The sequence below is a fragment of the Gordonia effusa NBRC 100432 genome (assembly GCF_000241305.1).
Lineage (GTDB): Bacteria > Actinomycetota > Actinomycetes > Mycobacteriales > Mycobacteriaceae > Gordonia > Gordonia effusa.
Genome location: NZ_BAEH01000081.1, coordinates 47928 through 60303, shown reverse-complemented (window position 1 = coordinate 60303; position 12376 = coordinate 47928). Strand labels below are relative to the sequence as shown.

Below are 12376 nucleotides of genomic sequence, written 5' to 3'. Positions count from 1 at the left end.
AGTTTGTCGAACACGGTGTGGCGCAGGCGCAAGCCCAGTCCGGCGCCGCCTGCGTCGAGCGACTGGCTGTAGGCCACGGCGGTATCGGCGGCGAGGTCGAAAATCTTGCCTTTGCCGTCGCTGTGAGCGTTCTGCCGCGCGGTGTTGTACACCTTCTCGAATACGCGCGGCACCGACAAGATAAGCGAGGGGCGGAACGCCGCGAATTCGGGGAGCAAATTGCGGGTGTCGGCGGTAAACCCAACTTCCACACCGGCTTTCAGTGCTACATAGGTGATCGCACGGGCCAGTACATGCGCTAGCGGCAGGAACATCAGCAGTCGTTTGCTCGGACCGAGCAGCGTACTCATATTGCCTTCGAGTACGGCGTCGATCTCGCTGAGCATATTCGCGTGGGTCAGCATGCAACCCTTGGGCCGGCCGGTGGTGCCGGAGGTATAGATGAGAGTGGCCGGATCGGCAGACTTCACTCCATCTCGGCGAGCGGCGACCTCACTGTCGGCGACGTCGGCTCCAGCGGCGGTCAGGGTGGCGACGATGCCATCGTCGCCATTCTCGATCTGGTAGACGGTTTTCACACTCGAGAGGTTGCCGATCTCCTCGACTATGGCCCGCTGACCGTCGTCCTCGACGACGATCGCGACGGCTTGGGAATCCTCCAGAATCCAGTCGATCTGCGGTCCTGACGACGAATCGTAGATCGGCACCGGGATTGCGCCGGCAGACCAGATCGCGACGTCGATGAGTACCCACTCCAGTCGAGTTCGCGAGAGCAGTGCGATGCGATCTCCCGGCTTGATGCCCTGAGCGATAAACCCCTTGGCGAGGGCGGTGATGGTTGCCGCCGCCTCGGCGGCCGTTATCGGCGCCCAGTGGCCGTCGACCTTGTCCCGGAAAAGTGTCTTATTCGGGTCCTGCGCGGCGATGTCGAAGATGACATCTGTGCAGTTCGCGTCAGCGGCGATGGTGAATTTGGCCGGGACGGAGAACTCGGTCATCGTCAAAAACCTTTCGCGGGTAAAACCAGATACTGCCGAGTAACAGCGTATATCCAGGTGTTTGGTCAGCGTATGCGGGTCGGGCCCGCTCGTGGGGCTGTCGCGGGTCCGGCTCGTTGAGGGACGTAGACCCGCGCATGCGACACTAATCCGGTGACGAGCATTCAGGTGGCGGATGAGATCTTCGTCGCCGCAGCGCCAGAATTGGTGACCGACGTTATCGCCGATCGCGGATTATGGCGTACCTGGTGGCCGGATTTGCGGCTGCGGGTAACTGAAGATCGCCGGCACGAGGGGATGCGTTGGACGGTCGAGGGGCCACTAACCGGCACGATGGAACTATGGTGCGAAGCGGTCATGGACGGCTTTGTGCTGCACTACTACCTGCATGCGGAGCCGGCCGGCGTTCTGCCCGGTGACGAGCAGGCGCGCTCACGCGCGCTCGCCGAGGCGAATCGGTTGCGGCGGGTAGCGGGCAAGACGATGTCGTTCGATGTGAAACAACGGCTGGAAGCGGGGCGGGAGCCGGGCGACCCCGCGGTCAGCGCAACTTCGGCAGGGGAGCAGAAGTAGTGGCAGAGAATACGTCGGCGTCGGGCAGCGGCGACTCAACCCAGCGGTCGATTGTCATCAACGCCGACGCTGAACAGGTAATGGCCGTGATCGCGGATTTCGCGAAATACCCCGAGTGGGTGTCCGCGGCCCGATCGGTCGAGGTGATTTCCACCGCCGACGACGGCTCGGCGAAGCAGGTGCGGTTTGTGCTCGACGCCGGAGTGCTCAAGGATACCTACGTACTCGACTATGACTGGGCTGCCGATGGCCGGTCTGTGTCGTGGCAGTTGGTCAGTAGCGACCTGCAACGGGACCAGCGAGGTAAATACGCTCTCGCGCAACAGGTTCCGGGATCTACTAAAGTCACTTACGATTTGATGGTCGATCTCGTCGTGCCATTGATCGGTACGTTGAAGCGGCGAGCGGAGAAGGCGATCACCGATGCCGCGCTTAACGACCTCAAGAAAAGAGTTGAAGGCTGATCGATCTCACACCCATTCACTTGCTGCTGGGACCGGGCGGCGATGGGGTATCAGTGGTGGCCGCTGCCGCCGCGGTGGGACCGCGCAGCAGGGGACGATCGGCATCGGACAACACGCTGCTCATCACCTGTGATCGGCATTCGCAAACCGCGGCCCGATTCGGTGTTTACAGTAAATCTTCTGTGCCGGTTGAGATTTCGTCGAATTTGTCGCTACTGGAATTAGATCCGCTCGCGGTTACCGAGCAGACCTGGGGGGAATTCGCCCAGGCATTGGCGACGGCGCAATCTCATTCCGGACCGATCTTGCCGGTGGTGTCCGCCCTGGCCGCCATCGCGCCCGGTGAATTGATCTCGCTGCCGGGTATCGAAGATCTTCTGTTGATGCGCCGGGTACGTGACGAGGCGACGAGCGGTCGCTGGACATCGGTGATCGTCGATTGTTCCGGACAGCGCGATCCGCTGGCGCTGCTGCGGGCGCCCGCTGTGCTTAGTCAGGCGCTCAACCGGCTCTGGCCGCGGCATCGTCGGCTCGCGGCGGCGAGCGAGCGCCCGATGATGGCGCGGCTGACCGCGGCCGTCGATCACCTCGATGGCGATTGCCGAGACATCGCGGCGCTGCTCGCCGATCCGCATACCACCGCGGCGCACCTGGTGGTTGGGGCCGGATCGCGTAGCACCACGGTGTTGACCGCGCAGATGGCGTCGGCCGCGTTGATGGGCCTGCCGGTGCGTGCGATTTTCGATAACAGCGGAAGCGTCGATGACGCGGCAAGAATGAGCGCGGTTGCCGGCGACGCGGTCGACGTCGTGACAGTCCCGAAAGTCGTTGGCCCGCTTGACCGTAGCGTGCGTCTGCGCAAACTGAACATCACGTTGCCGGCGCCGGGTGGGCGGCCGACCGGTTCGGCGGCGGCTCGGGTCGACCTCGTGTCCGGCAGTGATCTGGACGCCATTTACGAGATGTCGTGGCATCAGCCGTTGCCTGAACCCGATCGATTGGGCTTGGGGAGGTCTGACGACGATCTGCTGGTGACGATAAGCGGATTTCGGTACCCGGTACGCTTACCGTCTGTGCTACGCCGTTGTGTTGTTACCGATGCGGCTTGGGACGGAGGCGTGCTAAGGATCCGGTTCACCCCGAATCCGGCGGTATGGCCGCAAAAGAAGTCGGCGCCGGCGCGGAAGAATAGGCGCAGCGACGATTAGATTCTCGCCGATCGGCCGGGATAGACGGGAGACTCCATGACGCAGGAGCGTGACCAGAGCGGTAGTGGCACGAGCGGCGATTCGTCGGACCTGATGCGTGAGGTACTGCTGGGCCTGGCCGCCCAGATCGATAATCTTGCCGGACTCTTCGCTGGCTCACCCGACCTTGTTGGCGCCGGGGTTGCCGGGCATGACCTAGCAGGTGACATTTCGGCATTGCTTGGTGAAATCGGTGAGCTGCTCGCCCGACTGATAGCTACGCTGATCGCGGTTCTGGAAGCCATCGCGAAGGCATTGCGCGGATCATCGGCGAACGTGGGAGCTGGTGCGCCGCAGCAGTATCAATCGATCGCGGTGCGGATAGACCGGTCGGTGGCCACGGATTGACCAGGCCCGGTGCGGCAGAGAAGGGTCAGGGTATGAGCGGGTTGACAATCGGGATCGACATCGGTGGTACGAGTGTGCGGGCCGCCGTCGTCGACGACCGGGGACAGTTGCTCGACACGTTGCGGGCCGTGACGCCGGCTACTACCGCCGCTCTCGAACATTGTCTGGATCGATTGGTGGGCGAGCTGGCGTCTCGCTGGTCGGTGGCCGGCATCGGTTTGGCTATCGCCGGATTTCTCACGGCAGAACGTGATGTCGTCCGCTTCGCTCCCCATTTGCCGTGGCGGGAGGCAGCCGTAGCGGCCGATATGACAGCGCGAATCGGCCTACCGGTCTTCACCGAACATGATGCGAACGCAGCGGCCGTGGCCGAATACCGATTTGGCGCCGCGGCCAGGGGACATAACTCGTTGGTGGTGGCCATCGGCACCGGTATCGGCACCGGCCTATTGCTCGACGGTGCGCTCTATCGTGGAAGTTTCGGTGTCGCACCGGAACTGGGGCATATCACCGTCGTGCCCAATGGACGCCCGTGCGCGTGCGGCAAACGCGGCTGCTGGGAAAGATACTGCAGCGGAACGGCTTTGGTTGACACGGTCGTTGAACTTGTTGCCGATGCGGACTGGGGGCGTAGTCAGTTGGCTGCCGACCTCGCGGCGGATCCGGGCTCGGTCACCGGACGTCGAGTGGCCGCCGCGGCCAGTGACGGCGATCCGGTCGCGGTGCGCGCCTTCGAAATTTTTAGCCGATCGCTCGCACAGGGACTCGCGATGATCGCCGATATCTTCGATCCGGACTTGATCGTGATCGCCGGGGGCGTTGGCCGGGCTTCGGGGCTCTATCTCGATGAAGCGCGCGAACAGTACGCAACGCTGGTCACCGGAGCAGGGCATCGACAACTCGCCCGCATTCGGGGCACCCAATTGGGCGAATCGGCAAGCGTCATCGGTGCTGCCGAGGTGGCCCGTCAAGAGTTGTCGGTGTCGGCAGGGTCGGTGTGAGATGCCGGCGTGTGCGGCCGGTACGCCGCCGTCGTGGCGCCGGAGTAGGCACAGAGTAATCTTTGTGCTCAATGGGTCTGGTTGCTGTGAAGCAGGGCAGAGATCGAAAATCATTCGAGGCGGTGCGGAGTAAACAATGTGGTATTGGCTGTTCAAGTACATATTGATGGGCCCGTTCCTACGCCTGATCGGGCGGCCGAAAATCGAAGGGCTGGAAAACATTCCGGTCGAAGGCCCAGCGATCCTGGCGAGTAACCACCTCGCCGTGGTGGATAGTTTCTACTTGCCGCTGATGGTGCCTCGACGTATCTACTTCCTGGCCAAGAGCGAGTACTTCACCGGCACCGGCCTCAAAGGTGGATTTCAGCGTTGGTTCTTCAGCGCTTCGGGCCAGATTCCCATCGATCGCTCCGGCGCCGACGCCGCGGCGGGTGCGTTGCTCTCCGCCCGTCGCATGCTCGACCAAGGCGAACTGATGTGCATGTACCCCGAAGGAACCCGCTCACCGGACGGCCGGTTATTCAAAGGCAAGACCGGTTTGGCGCGCGTCGCGATGGAAACGGGGCTGCCGGTGATCCCGGTCGCGATGATCGGCACCGACGGCCTCAACCCGCCTGGCACGACGATTCCGCGGCTGGCCCGCATCACCGTGAAAATCGGTAAGCCGCTGGATTTCTCTCGTTTCGACGGGATGGCCGGTAACCGTTTCATCGAGCGTGCGGTAACCGACGAGATCATGTACGAGTTGATGCAGCTCTCTGGTCAGCAATACGTCGATGTCTACGCGGCATCCTTGAAGAACAAGCCAGCGCAGTCCAGCGCGCCTACCGACGGGGCCGAAAAGCCAGCCGCGTGAGGACGTAGCAATTCTGCGCTAGCCGGTATCAACTGGTCGGGGTCGCTTCGGATTGGCTGGCGGGTACCTCGGCCGCCGATTCGCCACCGGGCGCGCCGGGGGCGGATAGCTTCGCTGGAGCGAGCCAGAGAGCGATAAGTAGGCACAGTCCCCACAGCGTGTAGGAATTTCCGACGACGTGCTCAAAGAACGTCCAGTCGCCGACACGCTTCGGCAGTAGTTGATAAGGGCCGATCGCGAAGATCACGGCCCCTGACACAGCGATCGTCGTATGGACCCACCGGGTACGGCGATCGCCGGTACGTGCCGCGACCACCGCGCACAAGATAATCGCCGGTATCACCCACACCCAGTGATGACCCCAGGTGGTGGGAGAAATCAGCAGACCCCACGTGGCGATCGCGATCGTGACCGACATAGCGTCGGCCCGACGCCCGGTGGCGTCGGATGCGAAGGCCGCGACCGGTCGGGCCGCACGCACCGCGAGCACCATCAGGGCGGTCGCGACGACCGAGCTGATGAGCCACAGCATCTGCTGCGCCGACTGGCTGTCGACCAGTCGAATCCACAGGGCATTCAGATTTTGATTGATCGGGCCGGCCGGATCACCGATACGAGTGGTGTGAAACAGCGTGTGAGTCCAGTAGCGCCACGAATCGACCGGCATCCAGACCGCCGCCAAAGCCGCCGCGCAGGCAAAAGTGATCGCGACGGTCGCCGCAGCACGCCATTGCCGGGCGACCACGAATACGGCGACGAAGACCAACGGAGTCAGTTTGATCGCGGACGCGATACCGATCAGGACGCCGCGCGCCCGGCTGTGCCGTCCCACCACGAAGACATCGACGATAATCAGTGTCACCAGGTAGATATTCACCTGTCCGAACCCCAGCGTCATCCACGTCGGGTTGAGCCAGATCGCGGCAGCGGCAATCGCGGCGGCAAGCCACCAACGATTTGCCGCGGTGCCCACATCGAGCACGCGCAGCACAATTTTGACGATCACCACGACCAGGGCGATTGACGTGAGGGCGACGAACCAGCCCGCGATTGTCAGTGGCATCGCGCCAAGTGGAACGAAGGATAACGCCGCGAAGGGTGGATAGGTGAAGGGCAACCAGATGCCGTCATCGGTGAACGGCATCGAGCCGACGTCGTAGAGAGAGACACCCTGCTGCCAGAGCTGCGAGCCCAATCGGTAGACGTCGAGGTCAATACGCGTGCGGGTGCCGAAACTCGATGTGAATGGCACTCCGACTACCTGCATCAAGGTCGACGCGGCGAAAACGAGGACTATCGATATGCGCGCGAGGATGCTCGGGCGCCAATTGGACAGCCAGGCGTCGACTCGGGTGGGGAACAAGGGCATCTGCGGCGCATTCTGGGCGGGGACACTTGGGCACAGCGGTGAACCGGCATGAGGCGGCTCGGGGGATACTACGGTCATGCGATTCTTCTACGACTCGGAGTTTATCGAGGACGGCCACACCATCGATTTAGTGTCGTTGGGGGTGGTCGCCGAAGACGGTCGTGAATTCTACGCGGTGTCCACCGAGTTCGACGAGTCACGCGCCGGAGACTGGGTGCGGGCGAATGTTCTGCCCAAGTTGCCCTCGCCCTCATCGAAGGTCTGGAAGTCGCGGCGCACCATCCGTGACGAGTTATTGGAGTTCCTCACCGCGGACGGTTCGGAGATCGAACTGTGGGCCTGGGTCGGCGCCTACGACCACGTGGCACTGTGCCAACTGTGGGGTCCGATGACCGCGTTGCCGCGCAACATACCCCGATACACGAGGGAGTTGAAACAGTATTGGGACGATGCCGGTCGACCGTTGCTACCCAACGCGCCACGCGATGCTCACGACGCACTTGCCGACGCCCGGCACAACCTGCGTAAGTGGGAGGCTATCGTGGCCGCGGATCACGCGCGTTAGTTCGAGGTCGTGCACGCGATGTGAACGGATGTCGCTAGGCTATTGCACGTGGTGAACTGGACTGTCGACGTGCCGATCGATGAACTGCCCGAACTGCCCCCACTGCCGGGCCAATTGCAACACCGCTTTGACGCCATGCTCACGCGACCAGCCAAGCAACAGCCGAGCTGGCCCGAGGACGAGGCCCGCAAAATGCGCACGGTGCTGGAGAGCGTGCCGCCGATCTGCATGCCGGCCGAAGTGGAGGCATTGTCCGACCAACTGGCCGACGTGGCGAACGGCAAGGCGTTTCTCTTGCAGGGCGGCGACTGTGCGGAAACCTTCGTCGACAACACCGAACCGCATATCAAGGGCAATATCCGCACGCTGCTGCAGATGGCCGTCGTTCTGACCTACGGCGCGAGCATGCCCGTCGTGAAACTCGCGCGGATCGCGGGTCAGTACGCCAAGCCGCGGTCGTCGAATACCGACGCACTCGGTTTGCCCTCCTACCGCGGTGACATGATCAACGGATTTCCGCCCGAAGCCGCTGTCCGCGAACATGATCCGTCGCGTCTGGTTCGTGCCTACGCGAACGCCTCGGCCGCGATGAACCTGGTTCGGGCGTTGACGAGTTCAGAAGCCGATCTTCATCGAGTCCACGACTGGAACCGCGAGTTCGTGCGGATATCACCGGCTGGTGCGCGCTACGAGGCGCTCGCCGCGGAGATTGATCGCGGTCTGCGTTTCATGGATGCCTGCGGCGTGCGCGACACGAGTCTCCAGTCGGCGGCGATATTCGCCTCCCACGAGGCGTTGGTCCTCGACTATGAGCGAGCGATGTTGCGTCTGGCCGCCGATCCGAAGGGGGTCGACGAGCAGGTCCTGTACGACCTCTCCGCGCATTTCTTGTGGATCGGCGAACGTACCCGCGACCTCGACGGTGCGCATATCGCCTTCGCCGAATTGATTACCAATCCGATCGGCGTCAAGATCGGGCCGACAACCACACCTGAACAGGCCGCCGAGTACGTTCGGCGTCTCGATCCGCATAACCAGCCCGGTCGGCTGACTCTGGTCGCTCGGATGGGGAACGGCAACGTACGCGACGTCCTGCCGCCGATCGTCGCGGCGGTGGAGGAGACTGGGCACAAGGTCATCTGGCAGAGCGACCCGATGCACGGCAACACCCACGAGGCCAGTACCGGTTTCAAGACGAGGCATTTCGATCGGATCGTCGACGAAGTCCAGGGCTTCTTCGAGGTGCATCGCGCACTGGGTACTCACCCGGGCGGTGTGCATATCGAATTGACCGGTGAGGATGTCACCGAATGTCTCGGTGGCGCGCAGGAAATCTCCGACATCGATCTGGCCGGTCGATACGAGACGGCATGCGATCCCCGGTTGAATACTCAGCAGTCGTTGGAGTTGGCGTTCCTGGTCGCGGAGATGCTCCGAGGGTAAGGTTTCGCGCTTTATCTCATTTCGGGTGCGGTCGTTGTGGCCGCCCTGTCGCTTCTTGTGATCGGTTCACGTTTGCTGCGGTGACCCGAGTTGTCGCCACCCGAGGTCGTCTCACCCCGGTCTCGATACACGCGCGTCTCGCTGCGCTCGTCGAGCGCACTCGACCATCGACGAATATTGTCCCGACAACTTACTGTGCGCACTCGATCATCGGCGAATACCGTCCCGACCGCTACTGTGCGCATCATCGATATGCCTCCCGACTACCGACTATTGCCGTGCCACCGCTGGTCGAGTGCCCGGCGAGGCGCTAGCCGAGACGGGTGTATCGAGACTCCGCAACCAGCACGTCATCGCAGCCAAGGTACCGACAGCGTTGACGGCGCGACCGGTCCCAAAAGAGCTCTCCGCCAAACGTTTACGCGGTCAGCTCAGGAAGCCGTTGCCTAGCCACCAGCCGACGCTGGCTAGGCAGGCCGCGGACAATAGGACCAGGAAGATCCAGAACGCCGCCAAACCCGCTCGCGTCGACAGCTCGACATTGTCGTCGACGTCGTCAAAATCGTCGTCGAACCGGTCCGGGAGATCGACGGTGTGATCGTCGTGGTTGTCGCGATCGTAATACCGGTCGTCATCTGACGACGACGCCGGGCGATTCGGGTCGGTGACGGTTCTGGTCCGGCTCGGCGGAACGGTGTCGATCACACTGGGCGTCGGTGGCAGCCCGTGGCCTGGGACTCCGCGGGATCGAAAGGCGGACACTGACTCTCGCTCCGCCGAGCGAACCGGCGCTGGCACCGTGAACGGGGGAAGATCAAGTTCGTCCGCGGCGTCGAGCAATGCTCTACGTAGATCAAACCCGTCGAGATAGCGATCGCGCGGGTCGCGTTCGGTTGCGCGCAACACCAATTCATCGATCTCCGGTGGGATCCCGGGCACGACGGCGCTCGGTGCGGGAACGTCGTAAGTGAGGCGTTGATACGCAAGGCCGAGCGGGGTGTCGCCGCGGAAAGGTGTTCGGCCGGTGAGTAATTCGAACATCACTATGCCGGTCGAGTAGACGTCCGACCGCGCGTCGGCGTGTGTTGACTCCACCTGTTCAGGGGAGAGGTACGCGGCCGTGCCGAGGATGACGCTGGCCGAAGTGACCCCGGCTTCAGCTACCGCGCGAACCAAACCGAAGTCGGCGATCTTCACCTCGCCGTCGTCGGAGATGAGGATGTTTTCCGGCTTCACGTCGCGATGCACCAGTCCGGCGCGATGCGCGGTGCCTAGTGCACCGAGAACCGGGTCCAGTGCCGCGACGACCGCATGCGGCGGCATGGGACCGCGCTCGCGCAGCAATTCACGCAGGCTCCCGCCCTCAACCAATTCCATGACGAGGAAGGCCGTATCGGCGTCGATACCCTGGTCGTATACGGCGACGAGCCCGGCATGCTTGAGTCCGGCCACCGCCCGGGCTTCAAAATCGAAGCGTTTCAAGAAGACTGGATCGTGGCTGTAGGCGGCGTCCATTACCTTGACAGCGACTGAGCGGCCCAACCGGAAATCGTGGCCGAGGTAGACCGCACTCATCCCGCCGCGTGCGATAAGTGCGTCGAGCCGGTATCGGCGTTCGAGCGCGGCCCCCAGTAGCGGGTCGACGGCATTGTTCACCTGCTTGAATTTACCCGCCTGATCAATCGCGGTGGCTACAGCGTGACGTGCGTGTGTCTCGGGTAGGGTCAGTTCGTGGCTTCCTTACCCCTGTCCGCCGATGACCTACCCGGCGAGGTCGAGGTGTTGACCGTGGACGAAGCAGCGCGACGCCTGAGGGTCTCGGCCGGACGGGTACGCACGCTGATCCGCGATCACCACCTGCTCGCGCTGTCCCGTAATGGCGAGCCGGGTATCCCCGCGTTGTTCTTCGACGACAACGGCATCGCTAAACATTTCGACGGCATCGTAGCTGTGCTACTCGACGGCGGATTCGATCGCGACGAGGCGTTGCGCTGGCTATTCACCGTGCAGGATGACCTCGGGATTCATCCGGCACAGGCGCTGCATTCCCACTCGGCTCGCGAAGTGATCCGGCGGGCGCAGGCCGAAGCGATGTAGGTGCTGCGCGCGTCTCATCGTCGCTGCTCACCTATCGCGTTGTGGCTCTTCATGTTTGAAGCCTGACAGTCTCGATGCGCTTATCGGCGAGGTTGGGGTGGTGGATGGGGTTGACTTGCCAAGCACTGTCATTGTTGGTGCCGGTGGGTCGCCAGCCCATGCGTCCGATGTGTGGGCCGTGGGTGAGGATGGTGGTTTCCCATTGGCCGGGTTGGTTTCCGACGGCCCGGTTGTGTCGGGGACAAGCGGCGCCGAGGTGGTCGATGTCAGTGGCGCCGCCCAGTGCCCAGTCGGGGGCGTGGTGGGCCTCGGTTCTCGCAAACGGCACGTCGCAGAGTGGGCCGGTGCAACCGCGATCGCGGCCGAACAGCGCGAGGCGTTGGGCTTTGGAGGCGAATCGGTTGGCTCGCCCGAGGTAGAGCACCTCGTGTGTGTGGTCGTTGAATACTTCGAGCCAGGGGTGTGCATCGGCGGCGAGTTCGATCAGGTCGCCGATGGGTAGGTCGGTGCCGGTGGCGGTGGTCGCGAATCCGGTCAGATTGGCTAGTTCGGACAGGGTGGAGGTGATGACGATTTCGACGGGCAGTCGGTGTGGTTCACCGAGTCCCTTGTGGCCCAATACAAAACGGCATATCGCGGCGAGTGCATCATGGTTGTGCTGGGCTTGAGTACGAGTGTCGCGGGTTTGGGCATCAGTGAGGGTCTGCGGGTCCAGATCGGAATCATCGGAGGCTCCAAACAATGGCGTCTCGTCATCTGGATTGTTCATGCCTGGGGCAGCCCAAGCATTCAGGATGGCTTCGAACTGCGCGCGCACCGCGGGCGTCAGGTGGCCTTTACGGTGGACATTAACTGGCGATCTTGCGGCGACAGGGTTAGGCCGCGTTGGCGTTGACGATCCTTGTCGTCGGTGAGCGTTCCGTCGGGATCGAGGTGAGTGAGGATTCGATCGCCGATCTTGGCTAAGTCAGTCGGGGAGAATAGTCGGGCGTTGGCTGCCAACTCAGCCTCGGCGCTGGCGACTTTCGCCGGACCGATCGTTGACGGGACTTTGTCGAGAACTGTCTCGATGACGGTGACGTGGTCTTCGGAGATCAATCCTTGCTCGACGGCTTCGGCGGCTGTTGGACGGTTTGGTGACAGTGTTTCACCGGTGATGGCTCGGCGTTCGCCGGTTGCCCGAGTTGCTGCGAGGCATCGGTTGGCTGCGCCTCGGCCTAGTCGTAGTCCGGTGGCTAGGAACATGCTCAGGGTGGTGTACCCGGCGCCGGTGTACGCGCCTCGTTCTTCGACATCGAGGACTCGTTGGTACCCGACGCCAGCAAGTTTGCGCGCCACTCGCTCGTGCGTATAGGCAAGTGCAGCAACCTCTTTCGAGGTGGAGGCAGCAGTAGGCATTTGTGCCAAGCGGTCGA

The 12376-nt window shown here is 62.8% G+C and carries 12 protein-coding genes and 1 pseudogene; 9 read left to right on the top strand and 4 right to left on the bottom strand.

Annotation, left to right across the window (positions count from 1 at the left end):
* Positions 1–998, bottom strand: a 998-nt coding sequence (locus GOEFS_RS14605; RefSeq protein ID WP_007318701.1) for an AMP-binding protein, incomplete at its 3' end; no start/stop codon positions are given.
* 153 nt (positions 999–1151) lie between these two features.
* Here GOEFS_RS14605 and GOEFS_RS14600 point away from each other — a divergent pair.
* The 6 genes from GOEFS_RS14600 to GOEFS_RS14575 all read left to right on the top strand — a co-directional run bounded on the left by GOEFS_RS14600 (position 1152) and on the right by GOEFS_RS14575 (position 5487).
* Entirely contained in the window at positions 1152–1571 is a 420-nt protein-coding gene (locus tag GOEFS_RS14600; protein ID WP_007318700.1) for a hypothetical protein, read from the top strand.
* Positions 1571–2035 carry an SRPBCC family protein gene (locus tag GOEFS_RS14595; protein ID WP_007318699.1) on the top strand — a complete coding sequence of 155 codons (465 nt, stop codon included), beginning with the start codon at positions 1571–1573 and terminating at the stop codon, positions 2033–2035. Before GOEFS_RS14600 ends, GOEFS_RS14595 begins: the two co-directional genes overlap by 1 nt.
* 20 nt (positions 2036–2055) lie before the next feature.
* Positions 2056–3243, top strand: a complete 1188-nt coding sequence (locus GOEFS_RS14590) for an ArsA family ATPase (RefSeq protein ID WP_040525202.1) — start codon at positions 2056–2058, stop codon at positions 3241–3243.
* A gap of 36 nt (positions 3244–3279) precedes the next feature.
* The gene (locus GOEFS_RS14585) at positions 3280–3630 is read left to right on the top strand and encodes a hypothetical protein (RefSeq protein WP_007318697.1); all 351 of its coding nucleotides are present in this window, start codon (positions 3280–3282) and stop codon (positions 3628–3630) included.
* 32 nt (positions 3631–3662) lie between these two features.
* Positions 3663–4631, top strand: a complete 969-nt coding sequence (locus tag GOEFS_RS14580) for an ROK family protein (protein ID WP_007318696.1) — start codon at positions 3663–3665, stop codon at positions 4629–4631.
* 136 nt (positions 4632–4767) lie between these two features.
* Entirely contained in the window at positions 4768–5487 is a 720-nt protein-coding gene (locus GOEFS_RS14575) for a lysophospholipid acyltransferase family protein (protein ID WP_040525201.1), read from the top strand.
* A gap of 28 nt (positions 5488–5515) precedes the next feature.
* Here GOEFS_RS14575 and GOEFS_RS14570 read toward each other — a convergent pair whose 3' ends face one another.
* Positions 5516–6856, bottom strand: a complete 1341-nt coding sequence (locus GOEFS_RS14570) for a glycosyltransferase 87 family protein (RefSeq protein WP_040525200.1) — start codon at positions 6854–6856, stop codon at positions 5516–5518.
* A gap of 76 nt (positions 6857–6932) precedes the next feature.
* On the opposite strand from GOEFS_RS14570, the gene GOEFS_RS14565 reads away from it, so the two are divergent.
* Both GOEFS_RS14565 and GOEFS_RS14560 read left to right on the top strand, forming a co-directional pair.
* The gene (locus tag GOEFS_RS14565; RefSeq protein WP_007318692.1) at positions 6933–7421 is read left to right on the top strand and encodes a polyadenylate-specific 3'-exoribonuclease AS; all 489 of its coding nucleotides are present in this window, start codon (positions 6933–6935) and stop codon (positions 7419–7421) included.
* A 48-nt stretch (positions 7422–7469) separates the two neighbouring features.
* A complete protein-coding gene (locus GOEFS_RS14560) occupies positions 7470–8864 on the top strand; it encodes a class II 3-deoxy-7-phosphoheptulonate synthase (RefSeq protein WP_040525199.1) in 1395 nt (464 codons plus the stop codon).
* 426 nt (positions 8865–9290) lie between these two features.
* Here GOEFS_RS14560 and GOEFS_RS14550 read toward each other — a convergent pair whose 3' ends face one another.
* Positions 9291–10520: a protein kinase domain-containing protein gene (locus tag GOEFS_RS14550; RefSeq protein ID WP_007318690.1), complete on the bottom strand. Its 1230-nt coding sequence runs from the start codon at positions 10518–10520 to the stop codon at positions 9291–9293.
* A 75-nt stretch (positions 10521–10595) separates the two neighbouring features.
* Between GOEFS_RS14550 and GOEFS_RS14545 the strand changes: the two genes are divergently transcribed.
* Positions 10596–10961: an Rv2175c family DNA-binding protein gene (locus GOEFS_RS14545; RefSeq protein WP_007318689.1), complete on the top strand. Its 366-nt coding sequence runs from the start codon at positions 10596–10598 to the stop codon at positions 10959–10961.
* 49 nt (positions 10962–11010) lie between these two features.
* On the opposite strand, the pseudogene GOEFS_RS22925 reads toward GOEFS_RS14545, so the two are convergent.
* Positions 11011–12359 (bottom strand): annotated as a pseudogene (locus GOEFS_RS22925) (HNH endonuclease signature motif containing protein).
* Positions 12360–12376: the final 17 nt, after the last annotated feature.